This window comes from Pseudomonas sp. AC229 (assembly GCF_979254655.1).
On sequence record NZ_CEEDHK010000001.1, the window covers coordinates 280,668 to 300,400 of the forward strand.

Sequence of the window (19,733 nt, forward strand, 5' to 3'; positions counted from 1 at the left end):
CCAAGTGGCAGCGTTCTGTGCCGATTTCGTCATCCGCGCGGCGCAAAACCCTCAAGCCGATTGACGCCTGAACGCTCAGTCTTGCAGAACCTTCTACGGTTTCGGAGACGCCCCATGCGCCGCATCCAGATTATCGACAGCCACACCGGCGGCGAGCCGACCCGGCTGGTGATCGACGGTTTTCCCAACTTGGGCACCGGCAGCATGGCCGAGCGTCGCGCACTGTTGGCGGACCGCTACGACGCCTACCGCGCCGCCACGGTGCTGGAGCCACGCGGCAGCGACGTGTTGGTCGGCGCCCTGCTCTGTGCGCCGGTCGATCCATCGGCCTGCGCCGGGGTGATTTTCTTCAACAACAGCGGCTACCTCGGCATGTGCGGCCACGGCACCATCGGCCTGGTGATTTCCCTGGCGCACCTGGGCCGCATCGGGCCAGGTACGCACCGCATCGAAACGCCGGTGGGCACCGTGGAGGCCACGTTGCACGACGACCATTCGGTGAGCGTGCGCAACGTGCCGGCGTACCGTTATCGCTCCGCAGTGCAGGTGGAGGTGCCGGGTTACGGCGCCGTGACCGGCGACATCGCCTGGGGCGGCAATTGGTTTTTCCTCATCGGCGAACACGACCAACGCATCGACGGCAGCAACCTCGACGCCCTCACCGCCTACACCGTGGCCGTCAGCGCGGCGCTGCAAGCCAACGGCATTTATGGTGACGACGGCGGCGTGATCGATCACATCGAGCTGTTCGCCGACGACGACCAGGCCGACAGCCGCAACTTTGTGCTGTGCCCAGGCAAAGCCTACGACCGCTCGCCCTGCGGCACCGGCACCAGCGCCAAGCTGGCCTGCCTGGCGGCGGACGGCAAACTCAAGCCCGGCGACGTGTGGCGCCAGGCCAGCGTCATCGGCAGTCAGTTTGAAGGCAGTTACACCTGGCTCAATGACGGCGAGCCCAGCCGGGTGATTCCCACCATCCGCGGCCGGGCGCATTTAAGCGCCGAAGCCACGCTACTGCTGCAAGACGACGACCCGTTCGCCTGGGGCATCGTGTTGTGAATGCGGACGTCATCATCGTCGGCGCCGGTATCGTCGGCGCCGCCTGCGCCCATGCCTTCGCCCAGCACGGCCTCGATGTGCTGCTGCTCGACGACCTGCGCGGCGGCGCCACGGCTGCCGGCATGGGCCACTTGGTGGTGATGGACGACAACCCCGCCGAACTGGCGCTCAGCCAATACTCGCTGGGCCTGTGGCGGCGCTGGGCGCCCGCGCTGGATGAGGGCTGCGCCTACCGAAATTGCGGCACGTTGTGGCTGGCAGCCAACGCTGAAGAACTGGCCGTGGCCGAACACAAACGAGCGCTGCTGGAAGCCGAAGGCTTGGGCTGCCGCATGCTCGGCGCCGAAGCCGTTCGTGAGGCGGAACCGATGCTGCGTCCGGGCCTTGTGGGTGGGCTGCATGTCAGCGGCGACGGCATTGTTTATGCGCCCAACGTGGTGCGCTGGTTACTCACGCAACAACCCGAACGTATTCGCCAGCGCCAGGCCACGGTCAGCGAAGTGAGCGGCAACCGCGTGCGCCTGGACAGCGGCGAATGGCTAAGCGCCTCGGCGGTGGTGCTGGCCTCGGGCAGTGCGCGCGACCTGTGCCCGGAGTTGCCCATTCGGCCAAAAAAAGGCCACCTGTTGATCACCGACCGTTACCCCGCGCGCATTCGTCATCAATTGGTGGAATTGGGCTACGTCAGCAGCGCCCACAGCAGCAGCGGCACGTCGGTGGCGTTCAATGCCCAACCGCGCCCCACCGGGCAAATTCTGATCGGCTCGTCGCGCCAGTTCGACAGCCTCGACCCCGCCGTGGACCACGACGTGCTGGCGCGCATGTTGGCCCGTGCCCTCGATTACTTGCCGGAGCTGGCGAGCATGAACGCCATCCGCAGCTGGACCGGCTTTCGCGCCGCCACACCCGATAGCTTGCCGCTGCTCGGCCCGCACCCGAGCCAAGCCGGTTTGTGGTTGGCGCTGGGCCATGAAGGCCTGGGCGTGACCACGGCGCCGGGCAGCGCGCAGTTGCTGGTCAACCAGGTGCTCAAGCAACCCAGCGCCATCGACTCTGCGCCCTACTCGCCCTTGCGCTTTGCCAGGGCGGAGCAACCGGCATGAGCGCCGCCGTCGAACTGCAGGTGGATGGCCGCGCCGTGCGCGTAGCCGTTGGCACCAGCGTTGCCGCCGCGCTGTACCTGGCCGGCGACGGAACCAGCCGCACCGCGCTCGACGGCAAACGTCGCGCGCCGTTCTGCGGCATGGGCGTATGCCAGGAGTGCCGCGTGAGCATCAACGGCCAGCGCCGCCTGGCCTGCCAAACCGTGTGTGCCGATGGCATGCAGGTGGAGACGCAGCCATGACGCGCGAATTCGACCTGCTGATTATCGGCGCCGGCCCGGCCGGCATGGCTGCCGCCGTGGCCGCCAGCAGCAGCGGACAACGCATCGCCCTGCTCGACGACAACCCCGCGACCGGCGGGCAAATCTGGCGCGCCGATATTCATGCCCCGGCCGCTAACCCTGCGCAAACCCTGCGCGCGCAATTGGCCGCGGCCCCCAACATTGAGCTGTTCACCGGCACCCGCGTTATCGCCCAAACCGGCGCCCAGCAATTGCTTCTGGAGAACGCGCTGCACAGTTGGCAGGTGAACTATGGGCAGCTAATTTTCTGCACCGGCGCGCGAGAAATTCTGCTGCCCTTCCCCGGCTGGACGCTGCCCGGCGTCACCGGCGCGGGGGCGTTGCAGGCGCTGATCAAGGGCGGCGTTCCGGTTCGCGGTGAACGTGTGGTCATTGCCGGCAGCGGGCCGTTGTTGTTGGCCAGCGCGGCCAGTGCAAAAGCGGCGGGTGCGCAGGTTGCTGCCATCGCCGAACAGGCACCCGCGCGCCGAGTCGCTGCCTTTGCGGCGCAGCTGCCACGCTGGCCGAGCAAGCTACGCCAGGCCGTGCAGTTGGCCGACTGGCGTTTTCGAATGAATAGCCAGGTGCTCGAAGCGCTGGGCGATGAACGTCTGGAAGCGGTGCGCATTCGCCAAGGCCACCATGTGCGGGAAATTGCCTGCACGCGCCTGGCCTGTGGCTTTGGCTTGCGCGCTAATACCGAATTGGCCAGCGCCCTGGGCTGCGAGGTAAACGAGCAAGCCATCGTCGTCGATGGGCAGCAGCGCACCAGCCGCGCGGGGCATTTTGCAGCGGGTGAATGCACCGGCATCGGCGGCAACGAACTGGCACGCGTCGAAGGGGCTATTGCCGGCTATGCGGCAGCCGGCTTGCTCGATCGGGTCCAGGCGCTGGCAGCCCAGCGCCAGCATTGGCAAGGCTTCGCCGATCAGCTCAAGCGTTGCTTCGTCCTCGACCCGGCCTTAAAGAATCTGCCCCAGGCCGAGACCCTGCTCTGCCGCTGCGAAGACGTGCCCTATGGCGCCGTGGCCGGGTTCGACGATTGGCGCCAGGCCAAGCTGCACAGCCGCTGCGGCATGGGCGCGTGTCAGGGCCGCGTGTGTGGCAGCGCGGCTGAATTTCTACTCGGCTGGCCGGCGCCCGGCTTGCGCGCCCCGTTCGTGCCGGCGCGGGTTGAAAGCCTGCTTCCCAGCGCCGCGCAGCCGGCCGTAGAGTAAGGGCCGCCACCATGACCGGAGCCATCGCCGCCCATGTTTCCCACCGCGCTGCCCACCCCACGGGACTTGCCCGACCTGCTCGGCAGCCTGACGCAAATTGCGCCGCTGCTCGATGCCATGCCCGGCGTGGTGTTCTTCATCAAAGACATGCAGGCGCGCTACGTGCTGGCCAACCAGACACTGGCGCAGCGCTGCGGCTTGTGCGACAAGAGCGAGCTGCTGGGCAAGACGGCGGCCGAGGTATTTCCCACACGGTTTGGCTCGCTGTATACCGAGCAAGACCTGCACGTGATGAGCGCCGGCAATCCGCTGAGCGACCAGTTGGAGCTGCACCTGTATCCCGGTCGCGAGCCCGGTTGGTGCCTGACGCACAAGCTGGCATTGCGCGATGTGCACGGCGCGATCATCGGCATGGCGGGCATTTCCTACGACCTGCTGGCGCCGCAGTCCAGCCATCCGGCGTACCAGAAACTGGCCAGCGTCGACGCCCATATTCGCCAGCACTACGCCCAGCCCATCAGCCTGCGCGACCTCACGCAACTGGCGGGCTTGTCGGTGGCGCAACTGGAGCGCCACTGCAAGCGCATCTTCCAGCTCACGCCCCGGCAGATGATTCACAAAGCGCGCCTGGGCGCTGCCTCGCAGCTACTGGCCGGCGACTTGCCGATCACCGAAATCGCGCTGCTCTGCGGCTACACCGACCACAGCGCTTTCAGCCGCCAATTCAAAGCCCTCACCGGTTTGTCGCCGACGCGCTACCGCGAGAGCCTCGCCCACTAACTGCCCTTGATCGCATGCCGCCCGGAAACGTTTCCGCGTCGGCGCGTGGGCGTTTGTTTTGTCTTTTCCCGTCCGTTACCTACAGCCATCCCAGGAGTCGCACATGAGCAACAAGCCTAACTGGAGCGGAGTGTTTCCCGCCGTCACCACACAATTTCGCGCTGACTTTTCCGTCGACCTGGACGCCACCCATGCGGTGATCAGCGGGCTGGTGCGCGATGGCGTATCGGGTCTGGTGATCTGCGGCACGGTGGGGGAAAACACCTCGCTGAGCGTCGAGGAAAAAATCAGCCTGGTGGAAGTGGCCAAAGACGCCTCGGCCGGGCGCGTGCCGGTGATTTCCGGCGTGGCGGAATTCACCAGCCTGAACGCCAGCAAGGTCGCCAAAGAAGTCCAACGCGTAGGTGCCGACGGCATCATGCTGATGCCCGCGTTGGTGTACTCCTCCAAACCCTTCGAAACCGCCGCGCACTTTCGCAGCGTGGCCGCCAGCATCGACCTGCCGGTGATGGTCTACAACAACCCGCCGATCTACAAAAACGACGTGACGCCCGACATCCTGATTTCCCTGGCCGACTGCGACAACATCGTCTGCTTCAAAGACTCCTCCGGCGACACCCGCCGCTTCATCGACGTGCGCAACGAAGTGGGCGATCGCTTCGTGCTGTTCGCCGGGCTTGATGACGTGGTGCTCGAAAGCATTGCCGTGGGCGCCGTGGGCTGGGTATCGGGCATGTCCAACGCATTTCCCAAAGAAGGCGAAACGTTGTTCCGCCTTGCCAAAGCCGGGCGGTTCGCCGAGGCAATGCCACTGTACGAATGGTTTATGCCGTTGCTGCACCTGGACGCTCGTCCGGACCTGGTGCAATGCATCAAACTCTGCGAGCAGATCATGCAACGCGGCACCGCCCTCACCCGCCCACCGCGCCTGGCGTTGCCCGACAGTGACCGGCAGTTTGTAGAAAGCGTGATGGAAAAAGCGCTGGCCAAGCGGCCGGTGTTGTTGGACGTAGGGTTGTAAAAAGCATCGCGGCTAATCGGGATGCCGCCCAGCCGCTCCCACAGTTCTACACGGTCTGTAGGAGCGGCTTCAGCCGCGATGCCCTTGACCTTAAAAAAATCCCAAACCCAGCAAAAATCGAGATCGAGCGAGCTAGAGCCCTACAAGGCAAAAAGCCCTGCTGAAAGCGGAGTTGGCTGTAGCCAATGAGCATTTCAGCAGGGCTTTTTAACGCCGGAGGGCCGACGCGCAGCCGATCGGTTACGTACCCATTACATGCCTTTGACGGCATAGATCCCGGGGGCATTGCGCCAATAGCCCTTGTAATCCATGCCATAACCAAACACATACCGATCCACACACGGCATGCCCACGTAATTCGCTTTCAAATCCGGCCGCGCCTTACGGTCGTGGGTTTTGTCGACCAGCACGGCGATGCGCACGTGCTTGGCGCCAGCGTGGCGGCAGAAGTCGATGATGGCGCCCAGGGTGTGACCTTCGTCGAGGATGTCGTCGATGATCAGCACTTCGCGATCAATGAAGGAAATCTCGGGTTTGGCTTTCCAGAACAGCTCGCCACCGCTGGTTTCGTTGCGGTAACGCGTGGCGTGCAGGTACGAAAGTTCGAGCGGGAAGTTCAGTTTGGGCAGCAGCTTGCCGGAGAAAATCAGGCCGCCGTTCATGACGCAAAACACCACCGGATTGCTCTCGGCCATTTCGCTGTTGATGGCAGCTGCCATGGTGTCGATGGCCACTTCGACCTCGGCGTTGCTGTACAGGCAATCGGCCTCGGCCATCACTTGCTGGATGTGGGCGATATCGACGGACATGGGCTATTCCTCACGGGGTCTAGGTGCTGATCAAAACCTGATCAAGGCGTCAAAATAAAAGTCGGCAAAGGTACGCATCCCCTTGGCATGGGGCAAGCCCCATCGGTCACGTGTCGCCAATGATGCGCGGCGTATCTGTTGGCGACATTTCCTGTCCGCAGGTACAGGAAATGTAGGCGACCACCCAGTCACGGCGCCACTTGGCATATCGAATGCTTTACTCTTGGCACAATTTTTTGCCAGCACGTTCGGAGCCCACCCCATGCCCATCCGCGAAATCCGCCACCCACTGATCCGCCACAAGCTAGGTCTGATGCGTCGCGCCGATATCAGCACGAAAAACTTTCGCGAACTGGCCCAGGAAGTGGGCGCTCTGCTCACCTACGAAGCCACCCAGGATCTACCCCTGGAAAACTACGCCATCGACGGCTGGTGCGGCACGGTTCATGTGGAAAAAATTGCCGGCAAGAAAATCACCATCGTGCCGATTCTGCGTGCCGGCATTGGCATGCTCGAAGGCGTGCTCAGCCTGATTCCAGGCGCCAAGGTCAGCGCCGTGGGCGTGGCGCGTAATGAAGAAACGCTGCAAGCGCACACGTATCTGGAGAAGCTGGTGCCGGAAATCGATGAACGCCTGGCGCTGATCATCGACCCGATGCTCGCCACAGGCGGCTCGATGGTCGCGACCATCGACCTGCTGAAAAAAGCCGGCTGCAAGGACATTCGCGCCATGGTGCTGGTGGCCGCGCCGGAAGGCATCAAGGCGGTGCAAGACGCCCATCCCGAGGTGATGATTTTCACCGCCTCCATTGATGAAAAACTCAACGAACACGGCTACATCATTCCCGGGCTGGGCGATGCCGGCGACAAGATTTTCGGCACCAAGCAAAAGGACGCCTAAGCGATGCAAGACGACTTCAACGATCCACTCTGGCGCACGGTGCTGTCCGGCGCACAGATGCTGTTCGTGGCGTTTGGCGCCTTGGTGCTGATGCCGCTGATTACCGGGCTCGATCCCAACGTGGCGTTGTTCACCGCTGGCCTGGGCACCATCCTGTTCCAGATCGTGACGGGCCGGCAGGTGCCGGTTTTCCTCGCGTCTAGCTTTGCCTTTATCACGCCGATCATCCTTGCTAAGGGCCAGTTCGGCCTTGCAGCCACCATGGGCGGTATTGTCGCGGCAGGCTTCGTTTACACCTTTCTCGGCTTGGCCGTGAAAATCAAAGGCACCGGGTTTATCGACCGTCTGTTGCCGCCCGTGGTGATCGGCCCAGTGGTGATTTCCATCGGCCTGGCCATGGCGCCAATCGCCGCCAACATGGCCATGGGCAAATCCGGCGATGGCGCCGAGTTGATCCCGTACAAAACCGCCATGCTGATCTCCATGCCGGCATTGCTGACGACGCTGATCGTCGCGGTATTTGGCAAAGGCATCTTCCGTTTGGTGCCGATCATTTCCGGCGTACTGGTGGGCTTTGCCCTGGCGTTTTATTTCGGCGTGGTCGACACCGCCAAAATCGCCGCTGCACCTTGGCTGGAACTGCCGAAATTCACCGCGCCGGAGTTCAACTGGCAGGCGATTCTGTTCATTGTGCCGGTGGCTCTGGCGCCGGCTATTGAACACATCGGCGGGGTGATTGCAGTTGGCAGCGTGACCGGCCGCGACTACCTGAAAAAACCTGGCTTACACCGCACCCTGCTGGGCGACGGCATCGCTACATCGGTAGCCGGTCTGTTTGGTGGTCCGCCCAACACCACCTACGCCGAAGTGACCGGCGCGGTGATGCTGACGAAAAACTACAACCCGAAAATCATGACCTGGGCGGCCATCTTCGCCATCGTGCTGGCCTTCATCGGCAAGTTCGGCGCGTTGCTGCAAAGCATTCCGGTGCCGGTCATGGGCGGCATTTTGTGCCTGCTGTTCGGCTCGATTGCGGCGGTGGGCATGAACACGCTGATTCGCCATAAAGTCGACCTCAGCGAAGCGCGCAATCTGGTGATTGTGTCGGTGACCCTGGTGTTCGGTATCGGCGGCGTGCTGGTCGGCACCGGCACCGGCCCGGACGATGTCGGCCTCAAAGGCATTGCCCTGTGCGCCATCGTCGCCATCGCCTTGAATTTGCTGCTGCCGGGTAACGACAGCTGGAAGCGCAAGGCCAACGGCGAAATCGATGTGTGAATTATTGGGGGGCGAATAATCTTTACAAGACTATTCGCCCCGCTGGGCACCGACTAAGGTGCCTTCTTCTGATTCTTCGTTTTTATGCCATAACGGATGTCGCTAATTATCGCTTCGGCATTATTGGGCAATACATTGGAAATCATCACAACAGCATCAGCCTGGCGAATAACGTTGTAGGCCGACGAGCCAAGCAGCGCGCTTTGTTTTCCCCGCAGAAGTGAAGGATCGAACGGCGAATCGCGCCAATCCGATGCAGCGTAATATTCGATGTCGCCCTCTTTGGTAATTTTCATTCCCAGCGTCCACCAACGCCCCGCTGTATTCTCGAGCGCCGGGTCCTCCAGGTAAAAATCACCCTGCACCGTTCGTAATCTGATGACCTCAGGCTTTAGCCATATGCCAGGCGTGCCCTTATCTTGAGCTCCGCGATTGTTGTATATCGACGGCATGCGCAGCGACACCGTAGTGCCTTTGGGTCGATAGATGTGCATGACGACGATGGGCTCGTCGTCCGCCTGCCACACTTTCTTCCCGTACATAAAAAGATCGTCCTGCGCCTCACCGTCCGCCTTGCTGTAGGGCCCGGTAGGATGTTGCTTGAACCATTGGGCATCTCGAACCAGGGACTTTATTCCGAGCCCACGATAGCCATCTTTGCTGGTAATCCTCATCGACTCCGGTGCGCCGCGCTGCGTGCCGGTCAGGCCGAAGCCTATTCCGGCCCAGCCCCGGTCATAGTCGAAGCTCGCGTTGGCCCAATCCCTCTCGGAAAAGTCACGGTAGTCCACCAACACCCGGGCCTGATGACACCAATGGTCGGGGCCATCGGCGTTTTCGCCGTATATCGCTTTGTGAATAGGTCCACACAACAGCGGGTCGATAGGCCGGATCGGTCCGGCAGAGTTGGCGGTCTGGTTCCAGTAGCAACCCTTGCCATCGGCGGAGTCGCACATCAAATCACCCGCCGGGTTCTCGGCGAGGTATACGTCAAATCCCGAGTAATTTCCGGGCGCCCAATTCGCATATAGATCCGCATACGCTTTATTGCACCAATGGTTAGCTTGGTCATAACCGGTCACGCCATGGGCTTTCAAGTGCTGCGTACCGCAGCTTAATGAACGGGCATTAGCCGAAGGAACTGCTTTGCTGTTCCAACCGCATTCATTTGAGTTCCCAATTACTGCGCACGCTATATTCCCGTCGTCATCAAGACGGACATAAGCGCCCCACCAAGGCTTCCAGGGAGTCGCGGCATCCGCAAATATCGGTGACAGGGAAAGTACTAATAACAATGCTGATTTGTTCATGCTTAAGCTCCAACACGTAATAAGAAGAAACGTGCAGGTGAAGCCTAACCATCCCGGTCTATTGAGTTCAGATCGACGCAACCGTAACTACGGTAAGATTGCTCTGTGTTTCAAAGTTAACAATCTTTTAATTAGCCCTAAACCAACTAAAACTTAAAAAGCTCCATATAAAATCTTCTCCGCCAACGCATCCGCCACCCGCGCGGGCGAGCGTTTGTCTGCCTGCGCGTGGCCATAAATTTCCGTTAAGCGCCGATCAATCTGGGTGAGGTGCGCGGTAATGGCTGGCAACTCTTCACCACGATGTTTGAGGGCGACATAAATCAGCCCGCCGGAATTGATGACGTAATCCGGCGCGTAGAGGATGCCGCGCGCTTCCAGTTCATCCGCCGCGTTGGCGCTGAGCAGTTGGTTATTGGCCGCGCCTGCCACTGCCGAGCAGCGCAGCTTGGCCACGCTGGCCGAATTCAAAACGCCGCCCAGGCCGCACGGCGCAAGGATGTCGCACGGTGTGCAAAGCAGCGCTTCGTTGGCCACCGGCCGGGCGTTGAGTTGCTCGACGGCCAGTTGCACGCGGCCGGGATCAAGGTCGCTGACCAACAGTTCGGCGCCCGCTGCGTGCAGCTGTTCGGCGAGGGCAAAGCCGACGTTGCCCAAGCCTTGAATGGCCACGCGCAAGCCTTCCAGGTCGTCGCTGCCTAAGCGCGCCTGGGCAGTGGCGCGGATGCCAGCGAACACGCCCATGGCGGTGTGGGGCGAGGGGTCGCCGGCGCTGGTGGTGCTCGTCACGTGGCGGGTGAATTGCGCCACGCAGTCCATGTCGGCGCTGAGGGTGCCGCTGTCGATGGCGGTGATGTAGCGGCCGCCAAGGCTGTCGATGGCGCGGCCGAAGGCTTCGAACAAGGCGGCGCGGTTGTCGACGCCGGGCGGCCGCAAGATCACCGCCTTGCCGCCGCCCTGGCTTAGGCCTGCCAGCGCGGCTTTGTAGCTCATGCCCTGGGCCAGGCGCACGGCGTCGTCGATGGCGCTTTTTTCGTCGGGGTAACTGAGGTAGCGGCAACCGCCCAGCGCTGGGCCGAGTCGGCTGTTGTGAATGACGATAACGGCCCGAAGCCCGGTAGCCGCATCGTTGAAACAGTGCAGGGCCTCGACACGTGCCGCTTCCATTAAAGCGAACATGTGATGACTCCTTATTGTTGTGGTTCCGAGCAGTATAGGTGGCCGCATACGACCCAACTGACCAGGCGAGCATAAGCAAGGCCGCGTTGCGCAACGCCAGGCATAACGCCGCGCTGGACGAAGTGTTAGCTAAGCGCTACAACCCTAGGGCGACCCGGAGAAGCCCATGACCCCACGCCAAGCCTGCCTTGCCTGTCTGGACCGTGAACCGCCTGCGCTGTTTGAAGCCGCGCTATGGATTGCGGCTGAGCACGACGACAGCCTGGTGCCGCAACAGGTGCTGCGTGAGTTCACCGGGTTGGTTCATCAGGTCAGCAGCGGTCTGCCCAACCTGCCCGCCCATGAACTGGCGCAACCGTTATTGCGGCGCCTGGGCGAAATCGATTTCCACGAAGACGACAGCAGCCCTCTACTGCCCCGCTCCGCCCTGCTCGATCAGGTGCTGCTGCGCAAACGTGGGCAACCATTGTCGTTGGCGCTAATCGCATTGGAGCTGGCCGAGCGCCTGCACATTCCTCTGCAAGGCGTTAACTTCCCCGGCCATTTTTTGCTGCGTGTGCCCGGTGCCGACCATCTGCTGGATCCCAGCAGCGGGCGCCGTCTGTATACCCGCGACTGCCGCGACTTGCTGCTGCGCACCCTTGGCCCGAAAGCGGAGCTGCACGCCACGCACCTGCAAAGCTGCAATGCGCGGCAGATGCTGCAGCGCCTGTCGCGCAACCTGCGCAGTTTGCATACGCAGGCGCAGGAGCCGCTGGCGGCGTTAAAGGATGCGGAACGGGTGTTGTTGCTCGGCTCGCCGAATCTGGTCGACCACTTGGCGCGTGCCGACATTTACCGCCAGCTCGACTGCCCGCAGGCCGAGCGTTACGACGTGGAACACGCGCTGTTGCTGAGCGAGGACACGGCCCAGCGCTTGCTGCTCAGCGAACGCTTGCGGCAGCTGCGGGCCACGCCGGAATTGCATTGAGCCGTTGCTGGCGCGGCGGCAAATTCATCACGGGTAGCTGAAGCGCTTCACCATGGTCAGCTCGCCAGTGGCGCGCATGGGCACGATGAACGATTCCTGCTTTTCGTTGGCGGTGCCTTCCTGGGTGATGACGGTGACCTGCGCGGTGGTGAGAATTTGCTCGAGGGCTTCCACGCCTTCTTCGTCGCTGCTGGAGCCGCCGCCGAAGTAGTTCACGTACACCAGGTATTCACCGCTCAGCGGCGTCGGCGAGGCGAACATTTCCGGGCCGAAGCCGGTGGTCACGTCCACGTCCAGCGCTCCGCCATTGGCAGCCGAGCGATCGCCGTACCAAATGTGCCCGCCATCCGGCGTGACCACGTGCAGGTCGAGGTCGGTGTTGTCGCTGTCCCACGACAGCACCACGCGCAGCTTGGCGGCGGTTTCGCCGCTGCCGCGGTTGTAGAACTGCACGCGATGCTTGGCGGTGCCTTCGGCGTTGCGTACTTCCACGCTGTTGCTGCCGGAGGGGAACACGAACGGGCGGTCGAAGCTGCCGTCTTCCTGCACTTTGAGCGGCATGCTGATGCCGTTGACGATCAAGCGCGCCGGCTTGCTCGCGTCTTTGGGCGTGGCCGTGATTTGCCCGGCAATGCGCGCGGTGTTGGCTTGGTCGGCCGCGCTGTTCACTGAGGAAGCCGGGTAATTCACTTCCTGCATAAAGTGCGCGCCCTCGTCGGAGCCTTTGCGCCAGCCGCCGACCGGCGTGTCGATTTGCACGCCGTCGGTGGCGAGCGCCGCCAGCGGCAAGCAGGCGAGGAACAGGGCGATTTCAGTCAGGCGTACACGCATGGGGCTATTCCAGAAGTAGGTGGCGGGCGAGGCCTTCGATGTAGGTTTCGTCCTGGCCGTTGGGGTGTGCGGCAAAGGCCAGGTGCAAGTATTCGTGGGTCAGGTCGAGGCGGTCCTGCAGGGAGTAGAAGCCTCGAACAAAAATGCGTTGGCGCTCGCGGTCGACATGGGGTTTGCCGCCGCTCAGTTGGCACACGGCGAAGTCGCTGGTTTCCACATAACCGGGCTCGCGTTGCAGGCGCTCGCGCCAGCCGCGTTGTTGTTTCTTCAGCCACTCTTCACCGTTGCCGAGCGCCTGGCAGGCGGCGGTGGGTTGGTCCCACCGGCTGAGGCTGGCGCGGGGAAAAGCACGGGCGAGAATGGCGTCGTAGCGCAGGCCCTGCCCGGCTTGTTCCACGGCGTGTTGCCAGGACAGACGATCCGGTCCCGCTTTGTCGCTGTGGTAGTTCACCGGGCTGCCGGCTAACACCAGGTCGGTGGTCCAGGCGGCAATCTGCCGGGCCCCTTCGCTGGCCGGGCGCGGCGCCACGCGCTGGCTGGCGCTGCTGTCGCTGATGCTCAGGCATTCGCCGTTGCGGGTGGCGGTTTGCAGCAAGTAGGTGCGAATGGTCACGGCCAGCGCTTTCGCCGCTTCGGCCGGCTGCGCCGAGGCTTCGCGGTCGAGCACACGGGCGACGTAGTCTTCGCGGCTAAGACGCGCGGTGAGCTGGCCATCGGCGCCGACAAACAATTCGCCTTCGCTGCTGATGGGCAAGCGGTTGCCGTTGGCGAACTGCACGTCGTAATCGCCGCGCAAGGCACCGGCGCCGACCAGTTGCCCGCTGGCTTTGCTGCGCACCTGGCGAACCGGGTAACGGGCGAACAACTGCACCTGCACGCAGCGGCCCTGGTCGAGGGGTGACGGTGTTGGCAGCGCACTGCCCACGGCCTGCGCATAGTCTTTGAGAATGCGCTGACTGGTGCCCACGCCGCCCGCCCAAACCGGAGTGCCATCCACCAACCAGCCGGCAAAACCACCTTGGCGCGCCTGGGCATCGTGGTCGGCCAGCCAGCTCCAGGTTTTCACCCGTAAGCGACTGCCGAGCGCGCCGAGGGTGGCGCCGTCGGGGGCATGCAGCATCACGTCGAGCAATACCCGCCGCGCCTGCTCCTGCGCCGGCAAGCTAGCAAGTTGTTGCAGCAATTCACCCACCGCTACGCGCTGTTGCGGTTGCAACTGCGCCATGTCGCTCAGCCACAACGGCGCCTGGCGTTGCTGCCAGTAGGCGCGCCAATCGGCGGCATCGAGTTTGAGGTTGGCGGGGGAAAAATACAGACCGCAACTTTGCGTCAGCGCCTGATCCCGTTCGATGCGTTCACCGGCTTTGCAGCAATACACCTCGTCGCGGTCCTGACCTTTGCAGGTGTAGCCCACTTCGGGTTTGTGCGTGTCGACCAGATAGGCATACACGAACAATTTCCACAGGCTGCCCAGTGGCGCGCTGAGGTCGGCCGGCAACGGGCCGCGACTCGTCACTCCTTGCTGATTGAGGTGCAGCAGTTGCGTGCCCGGCGCGGCGCCAATGGCCAGTTGCAGCGGTGCGTCCCCGGCTCTGGCGAGCAGGGGAAACAACACAATGCACAACCAGCCAAGGCGCACGACTTATTCGACCTTCAGGCTGCCGTAGCTCGGTTCGCTTTCCAGTGCCTGATCTTGCGGCGCGTACATGCGCACGTAGCGCGCTGGCGGCAGCGAGAATTCGCCTTTCTGCGAGAAGCGCACCAAGTGCCGCACGGTCAGGCCACCTTGCAGGCTGTCGACCGGCACCGCGTACAGCAGTTGACCGTCTTCGTAGCGGGCTTTTTCCAGCGGCGCGGCTTCTTCGGAATCCAGACCGCTGACTTGAATGCCCCAGGTGGTGCGTTCCACGTCGGCGCCTGGCGGCAGCGGCACTTCCAGCAAGCCGTAGCGCAGGGCGCGAGCGTCTTCACTGCTGAGGCTGACTTCGTCCAGGTACAGGTCGTCGCCGGAGATGGCTTCGCCTTCGCCGACTTCCTTCACGCTGAATTCGAACGCGGCATCGCCCGGCACCAGACGCAGCAGACGGCGGCTGAGCGTCACCGGCAACACGCCCGGTTTGCTCTGCGCGCTGCGGTAGCTGACGGCGACGTTAACCGGCTCGGTCACCGAGGCGGGCAGTTCCAGGTTGCTCGGCACGCCATTGCCGACCCACACCCACTGGGTTTCGCCACTGGCGCGCTGTTGCGCCTGCCAGCCTTCGCCCGGTTTCAGTTCACTGGCCGCGGCTTTTTGCTGGCTGGCCGCTTGCAGCCAGGTCAGCGCCAGGGCGCGCTCCAGGGTCGACTGCTCAGGCGCCAGACGTTGCAGCAAGGCCTTGGCCTGCCCTTGATCGACGCCGGCCAGCTTGGCTTTGAGGCTGGCCACGAACGGATGCTCGCTGGCGTACACCACCTCTTGCGCGGCCGGCAGCTGCGCGCTGAACGCAGCAGGCGCGGTCACTTTGCTCTGCTTGGCAAGCTCGGCGGTGAGCACACGGGCAACGGCCAGACCGAGCTTGGAGTTAGGCGCAGCCAGAACCAGACTGGTCAGGCCGTCGTCGCTCGGAGTCGGCTCGGCGTCGGCCGGTTGCACGCTGGCCACGTCGGTGCGCGGTGCGTCAGCCGCTACTTCGGCTTCACCCTCGTTCTCGTTGCTAGGTTGGGTCGCGGCATCGACTTTCGCCGCCACTTCGGCGTCGGCCTTGGCCTGCGCGTCGTGGTTGGCCAGGTCGGTCATCAAGCCTTCCACCAGGGTATTGATGGGCAGGTTCATGTCTTTGGCAAAGGCCAGGATCAGCGCGCGTTGCAGCAGCGGCGTGGTCGCGGCCTGCTTGGCGTAGATGTCCATCACTCGCTGCCAGTGATCGGCAGGCAGGCTCAGCTCCAGCGCTTTGCTGGCGTACCAGTCGGCGTAGTAGGCGTAAGCAGTGAGGAAGGCATCCGGCTCGGCGCCTTCACCCCACCAGGTGAACAACGCTTCCGGCCCGGCCATTTGCACCAGTCGCAGGCGGCTGTTCTGCATGATCAGACGCAAGCGGTCGGTGACGCGTTTTTCAATGCGCCCGCCTTCAGCATTGCCTTGCTCGGCCTTGCTCAGTAACGGATAGGCGAGGCTCAACGGCAGCAAGCGGCTGGCGGTTTGCTCCACGCAGCCGTACGGGTATTCCAGCAGGTCGTCGAGGTTGCTGTTGAACAACGCTTTGGCGCTGTCGTCCAGGCGCACGCTGATGTCACGGGCATCGCTGGGCAGTTGCAGGGCATTGGCGCCGGCGTTGGCGGCCACGCGCTGGGTTTGCAGGTCTTGCCAGCCTTTGCCAACGGTACGCAGGGTGACGCTCAGCGCGTCCACCGGCTTGCCGTCGAGCAACAGCTCGGCTTTCCACTCGCCCGCCGCGACCGGCACTTTTGGCAGCGGCAGGTAGTTGATGCCTTTTTCCAGGTCAATCGGTGTGCGTTTTTCCTGGCCGTTGAAGTGGCTGACCAGTTCAGCTTTGGTCGCCTGTTCGCCCTGGTTGAACACAAACACGCCCATGGCCGGTTGGTCGTCCGCGCGGAACTGGGTCGGCCCGCTCCATTTCAGGTACAGCGGTTTTTCCGAACGGATGAACTGTTTCTTCTGGCCCACGGTGCCGGCGTCACTCACGGCGCGCGCGGTGATGCGCCAGCGGGTCAGGGAGTCGGGCATACGGAAGGTCAGTTTGGCGTGGCCGTTTTCGTCGGTGACCAGGTCAGGCTGCCAGGCGGCGGTGTCGACTTCTTCACGACGCGGCCGCTCCAGCACTTTCACGCTGCGGTCACTGCGGTTGGCTTTGCCCGGCGCGGTGGGCGAACCCGGCAGCGCCACGTCGTAGCTGATAAACGACAGGCTGGCGCTGGTGCGCACGTTGTTGCGACGCGGGTGGTAGAAGAACTGGTCAATGCTCGGCGCGATTTCCGGTTGCAGCGCGTAGATCATTTCGTCCACCACGCTAACGGTCAGACGCGTACCGGCCGGCTTGCCGGCGAACTGGGTGGTGAGGTCGATGGTGACCAAGTCGCCCGGTTGGTACTGCTCTTTATCGGCGGCGATGGCGATGTCGATTTGCGGCGCGGCCACTTTGATGCCGGCGTTCTGGAAGCTGTAGTCGCCGCCTTTGGTGTAAAGGGCAGAGAACGTCAGGTTCGGCGAGAACTGCTCGGTAACCGGAATGCGCGCGCGGTATTGCGTGTCGCTGAGTTTCTCCAGCTTCAGCCAGTCGGCGCCTTTGCTCAGCAAGGCGGTGGCTTCTACCGAATCACGCTCCAGGGTCAGCAGGGCATCGCCTACCGGTTCCGGGAAGGTGATCAAGGCCAGGGCTTCTTCGCCGGCTTTGTATTCGGTTTTATCCAGCACGATTTCAATGGTGCCAGCGACCGCTTTCACGCCTTCGCCGCTGACCGAATGGCCGGTGGCGCCGAGGATCAGGCCGTCTTTGTCTTTGATGGTGATGCTGTAGCTGCCAGGGCGTTCGAAGCTCAGGTCGAAACCATCGGCGTCGGCGGCCAGGCTGCCGTCGTCTTTGCTCTGGTCTTCCAGGCGAACCCATTCGTAGTGCGCCGGTTTGTGCGTCTCTTTTTTCTGCCCGGCAGCGGTTTCACTGCGGTAGCTAAAGCGCACTTTTTCCTTGGCCGCACTGAAGCGCTGTGGGGCGCTGAGGCGGTAACGGGCGGCGCCACGTTCGATGAGGATTTCCTTGCTGGTTTTCACGCGGTACGCCGCGCCGTCGCTGGCGAACACGGTCAGCAGGTAACGGCTGGGTTTGTCGGCGGCGGGCAGTTTCAGCTCGGCGCGGCCCTGGCTGTCGGTGGTGACTTCGGTGGTCGCCAGTTCAACCGGGAATTGGCCGAGGTACTGCAATTCGTTGTCGATCATCGACAGTTGCTGGGCGCGCAAGGTCAGTTGCACTTTGGCGTCTTTTACCGGCTTGCCGTCGGGGTAGACGAGCACCAGATTGCCTTTCACTTCTTCGCCGGTACGGAAGTCTGGCTTGGCCAGGTCGAGGGCGATTTCGAAGTGCGGTTTGATGTAGTCCGCCACGCGGAAGGCGCTGCTGTATTGCTGGTCGCGGTAGCCGAAACGCAGTTCGTAACCACCGGCCACGGCGTTGCTTGGCAACTGGAAGCGGCCTTGGCTGCCGGCTTTGCTGTCCATGTTCAGGTCGAGGGTTTGCAGGGCGGTGCCGTTGGCGTCTAGCACGGTGAGCTTCACCGGCGCGCTGGTGGGCGCTACCGAATCACGGGCGTTTTTGAATTCGCGGCCGAGAATTTTCACTTCCACCCAATCGCCCGGACGGTACAACGGGCGGTCGGTAAAGGCGTAGAGCTTGGTGTCGTAGATTTCACTGTCGTAGTAGAAGTTTTCCGAGACGAACACGCCGCCTTCGCTGTCTTCGCCCAGCACATAAGAGCGCTCGGGGCTGGCGTGTTTCAGGCGCAGCAGGCCTTGCTCATCGGTTTCACCACTGCTCATCACGCCCAGGCCGTCACTCCACAGCACCTTGGCTCTGGGCACCACGCTGCCTTCGTGTTTGCGCGCGGTCCACACCAGCAATTGGTCGCCGGCAATTTTGCTCACCGCCACGGTGTTGGAAACGAACACCATGGTGGTGGCGCGGTATTTACCCACCAGCGCTTCGACCAGGTACAAGCCGGGTTTCAGTTTGCCCAACGGCACATACACATTGCCGGGGTTAACGCTGACGAAGTCGCTGGACGAACCGGCCAACTCCACGCCTTTAGGCGGTTGGATGGCTTTGGCATCCCACAGCGGATAGCGGAATTGCGCCACCAGCGGCAGGCCTTTCATCGGCGCAAATTGCGGCGTGTTTTCGTATTGGGTAGGCGTGGCGATGGCCGTGCCCATTTTCAGTTCCGGCGCTTCTTCGGTGACGTTCTTGCGCGACTCATAAGAGAACGCGCGCTGCATCACCCGGCGGGATTTGCGGTACCAGTTATCCCACAGGTACGAGAGCGTGTTGGACAGCCCTTCACCCTTGAACTGCCCTTCCGCGACGACGCGGTGCAGGTTCTTCTGGCGCTTGAGGAATTCCAGCGGCTGGTCGATGCGGTACACGCGCATGTCCACACCGCCGTAAGGTTCCATGGTGTAGCGACGGTAATCGCGACCGGGCGCTTCGAGGCGCACCTGGGCCACTTCGTCGGTGGCGAAGCTGGCATCAGCCAGCAGGAAGAACGACTCCCCGCCCACGGGCGAATAGCCGCTGGGGTTTACCGTGTCTTCGGCGTGCAGGCTGCTCAGGGGCAGGAGCACGCTGGCGACCAGGGCTAGGGCCAGTTTCATCGAGCGAGGAATTGCAGGCGATAGATGCCGATAAAGTTCGGATTGGAATCGTCGGGTATCCATCGGGTGTCCTTCCATTTCATGAGTTGTTGCACGCTGACCGAACGCATGCCGTTATCGGTCGGCGTGGTGGTGCCTGTGTGGTATGCGATTTCGCGGCCCATCCAAATCATCAGATGTTGCTCATCGCCCTGGTCGAAAAAAATCAGATCGCCCGGGCGCGCCTGGTTAAGGTCGCGGCCCAGAAATTGGCTGTTGTACTGAATCAATTTGATCGCGTTGACGTACGGACCAACCTTGCCGCCGCCCTGCTGCCATTGCTGGGCCAGGCTGCGTTGTTCGTTTTGCACCTGCAGTTCTGGCGGCAGGTAGCGGTTGCTCAGGCCGTTGGCGCGCAGCCACTTGGCGTCGTGCACTTTCAGCGCTTCGTTGGCGGCAAAGCGCACCAGGCCGGCACAGTCTTGCTGATGCCAGCGCGGGCTCGGGCCCTGGCGCAGTTGCTCTTGTGCGATGCGCACAAACCAGGCGCGGAAAATCTGCGACTGCTCGGCATCCAGCGGCGTTATGGCCGATGCAGTCGCGCAGGCGAGCGTGGGCAGCAAGAGGCTTCCCAGCAGCACCAGCGTGATGGCAGCG

16 protein-coding genes are annotated in these 19,733 nt (G+C 62.8%); 9 read left to right on the plus strand and 7 right to left on the minus strand.

Going from position 1 to position 19,733, the window contains the following annotated elements; genetic code table 11:
* Positions 1–114 precede the first annotated feature (114 nt).
* The 6 genes from AC0IW7_RS01235 (at position 115) to AC0IW7_RS01260 (ending at position 5,461) form a co-directional block, all read left to right on the plus strand.
* A complete protein-coding gene (locus AC0IW7_RS01235; protein ID WP_471815433.1) occupies positions 115–1,059 on the plus strand; it encodes a 4-hydroxyproline epimerase in 945 nt (314 codons plus the stop codon).
* Positions 1,056–2,162 (plus strand): NAD(P)/FAD-dependent oxidoreductase, encoded by a 1,107-nt coding sequence (locus AC0IW7_RS01240; protein WP_471815434.1) that lies wholly within the window; start codon positions 1,056–1,058, stop codon positions 2,160–2,162. The genes AC0IW7_RS01235 and AC0IW7_RS01240 overlap by 4 nt, the downstream gene beginning before the upstream one ends.
* Positions 2,159–2,404 carry a (2Fe-2S)-binding protein gene (locus AC0IW7_RS01245; protein ID WP_471815435.1) on the plus strand — a complete coding sequence of 82 codons (246 nt, stop codon included), beginning with the start codon at positions 2,159–2,161 and terminating at the stop codon, positions 2,402–2,404. Before AC0IW7_RS01240 ends, AC0IW7_RS01245 begins: the two co-directional genes overlap by 4 nt.
* The gene (locus AC0IW7_RS01250) at positions 2,401–3,660 is read left to right on the plus strand and encodes an FAD-dependent oxidoreductase (RefSeq protein ID WP_471815436.1); all 1,260 of its coding nucleotides are present in this window, start codon (positions 2,401–2,403) and stop codon (positions 3,658–3,660) included. Before AC0IW7_RS01245 ends, AC0IW7_RS01250 begins: the two co-directional genes overlap by 4 nt.
* Positions 3,661–3,693: 33 nt before the next feature.
* Entirely contained in the window at positions 3,694–4,440 is a 747-nt protein-coding gene (locus AC0IW7_RS01255) for a PAS domain-containing protein (protein ID WP_471815437.1), read from the plus strand.
* Positions 4,441–4,543: 103 nt separating this feature from the next.
* The gene (locus AC0IW7_RS01260) at positions 4,544–5,461 is read left to right on the plus strand and encodes a dihydrodipicolinate synthase family protein (RefSeq protein ID WP_471815438.1); all 918 of its coding nucleotides are present in this window, start codon (positions 4,544–4,546) and stop codon (positions 5,459–5,461) included.
* A 251-nt stretch (positions 5,462–5,712) separates the two neighbouring features.
* On the opposite strand, the gene AC0IW7_RS01265 is transcribed toward AC0IW7_RS01260, so the two are convergent.
* Positions 5,713–6,270 carry a hypoxanthine-guanine phosphoribosyltransferase gene (locus tag AC0IW7_RS01265; protein WP_463383680.1) on the minus strand — a complete coding sequence of 186 codons (558 nt, stop codon included), beginning with the start codon at positions 6,268–6,270 and terminating at the stop codon, positions 5,713–5,715.
* Positions 6,271–6,532: 262 nt separating this feature from the next.
* Here AC0IW7_RS01265 and upp point away from each other — a divergent pair, with 262 nt between their 5' ends.
* Both upp and AC0IW7_RS01275 read left to right on the plus strand, forming a co-directional pair.
* The gene (gene upp, locus AC0IW7_RS01270; RefSeq protein WP_122452495.1) at positions 6,533–7,171 is read left to right on the plus strand and encodes a uracil phosphoribosyltransferase; all 639 of its coding nucleotides are present in this window, start codon (positions 6,533–6,535) and stop codon (positions 7,169–7,171) included.
* Between the two features lie 3 nt (positions 7,172–7,174).
* Positions 7,175–8,449, plus strand: a complete 1,275-nt coding sequence (locus AC0IW7_RS01275; protein ID WP_471815439.1) for a uracil-xanthine permease family protein — start codon at positions 7,175–7,177, stop codon at positions 8,447–8,449.
* A 53-nt stretch (positions 8,450–8,502) separates the two neighbouring features.
* On the opposite strand, the gene AC0IW7_RS01280 is transcribed toward AC0IW7_RS01275, so the two are convergent.
* Both AC0IW7_RS01280 and AC0IW7_RS01285 read right to left on the minus strand, forming a co-directional pair.
* Positions 8,503–9,759: a hypothetical protein gene (locus AC0IW7_RS01280; RefSeq protein WP_471815440.1), complete on the minus strand. Its 1,257-nt coding sequence runs from the start codon at positions 9,757–9,759 to the stop codon at positions 8,503–8,505.
* A 153-nt stretch (positions 9,760–9,912) separates the two neighbouring features.
* Positions 9,913–10,938 carry a Leu/Phe/Val dehydrogenase gene (locus AC0IW7_RS01285; protein WP_471815441.1) on the minus strand — a complete coding sequence of 342 codons (1,026 nt, stop codon included), beginning with the start codon at positions 10,936–10,938 and terminating at the stop codon, positions 9,913–9,915.
* A gap of 166 nt (positions 10,939–11,104) precedes the next feature.
* Here AC0IW7_RS01285 and AC0IW7_RS01290 point away from each other — a divergent pair, with 166 nt between their 5' ends.
* Positions 11,105–11,908 carry a SirB1 family protein gene (locus AC0IW7_RS01290; protein WP_471815442.1) on the plus strand — a complete coding sequence of 268 codons (804 nt, stop codon included), beginning with the start codon at positions 11,105–11,107 and terminating at the stop codon, positions 11,906–11,908.
* 27 nt (positions 11,909–11,935) lie between these two features.
* Here the strand turns inward: AC0IW7_RS01290 and AC0IW7_RS01295 are convergent, their stop codons facing one another.
* From AC0IW7_RS01295 to AC0IW7_RS01310, 4 genes are read right to left on the minus strand one after another with little or no spacing between them, the layout of a single operon-like run.
* Positions 11,936–12,739: a YfaP family protein gene (locus AC0IW7_RS01295; protein WP_471815443.1), complete on the minus strand. Its 804-nt coding sequence runs from the start codon at positions 12,737–12,739 to the stop codon at positions 11,936–11,938.
* A gap of 4 nt (positions 12,740–12,743) precedes the next feature.
* A complete protein-coding gene (locus AC0IW7_RS01300; RefSeq protein ID WP_471815444.1) occupies positions 12,744–14,378 on the minus strand; it encodes a DUF2300 domain-containing protein in 1,635 nt (544 codons plus the stop codon).
* Positions 14,379–14,381: 3 nt separating this feature from the next.
* Positions 14,382–19,097 carry an alpha-2-macroglobulin family protein gene (locus AC0IW7_RS01305; RefSeq protein ID WP_471815445.1) on the minus strand — a complete coding sequence of 1,572 codons (4,716 nt, stop codon included), beginning with the start codon at positions 19,095–19,097 and terminating at the stop codon, positions 14,382–14,384.
* On the minus strand, positions 19,094–19,714 hold the full coding sequence (locus tag AC0IW7_RS01310) for a DUF1175 family protein (RefSeq protein ID WP_241000584.1): 621 nt from the start codon (positions 19,712–19,714) through the stop codon (positions 19,094–19,096). Before AC0IW7_RS01310 ends, AC0IW7_RS01305 begins: the two co-directional genes overlap by 4 nt.
* Between the last annotated feature and the right edge of the window lie 19 nt (positions 19,715–19,733).

Coding starts and splice junctions, on each gene's coding strand:
- AC0IW7_RS01235 (WP_471815433.1), top strand. CDS start 115: ATGCGCCGCATCCAGATTATCGACAGCCACACCGGCGGCGAGCCGACC.
- AC0IW7_RS01245 (WP_471815435.1), top strand. CDS start 2,159: ATGAGCGCCGCCGTCGAACTGCAGGTGGATGGCCGCGCCGTGCGCGTA.
- AC0IW7_RS01250 (WP_471815436.1), top strand. CDS start 2,401: ATGACGCGCGAATTCGACCTGCTGATTATCGGCGCCGGCCCGGCCGGC.
- AC0IW7_RS01255 (WP_471815437.1), top strand. CDS start 3,694: ATGTTTCCCACCGCGCTGCCCACCCCACGGGACTTGCCCGACCTGCTC.
- AC0IW7_RS01260 (WP_471815438.1), top strand. CDS start 4,544: ATGAGCAACAAGCCTAACTGGAGCGGAGTGTTTCCCGCCGTCACCACA.
- AC0IW7_RS01265 (WP_463383680.1), bottom strand. CDS start 6,270: ATGTCCGTCGATATCGCCCACATCCAGCAAGTGATGGCCGAGGCCGAT.
- upp (WP_122452495.1), top strand. CDS start 6,533: ATGCCCATCCGCGAAATCCGCCACCCACTGATCCGCCACAAGCTAGGT.
- AC0IW7_RS01275 (WP_471815439.1), top strand. CDS start 7,175: ATGCAAGACGACTTCAACGATCCACTCTGGCGCACGGTGCTGTCCGGC.
- AC0IW7_RS01280 (WP_471815440.1), bottom strand. CDS start 9,759: ATGAACAAATCAGCATTGTTATTAGTACTTTCCCTGTCACCGATATTT.
- AC0IW7_RS01285 (WP_471815441.1), bottom strand. CDS start 10,938: ATGTTCGCTTTAATGGAAGCGGCACGTGTCGAGGCCCTGCACTGTTTC.
- AC0IW7_RS01290 (WP_471815442.1), top strand. CDS start 11,105: ATGACCCCACGCCAAGCCTGCCTTGCCTGTCTGGACCGTGAACCGCCT.
- AC0IW7_RS01295 (WP_471815443.1), bottom strand. CDS start 12,739: ATGCGTGTACGCCTGACTGAAATCGCCCTGTTCCTCGCCTGCTTGCCG.
- AC0IW7_RS01305 (WP_471815445.1), bottom strand. CDS start 19,097: ATGAAACTGGCCCTAGCCCTGGTCGCCAGCGTGCTCCTGCCCCTGAGC.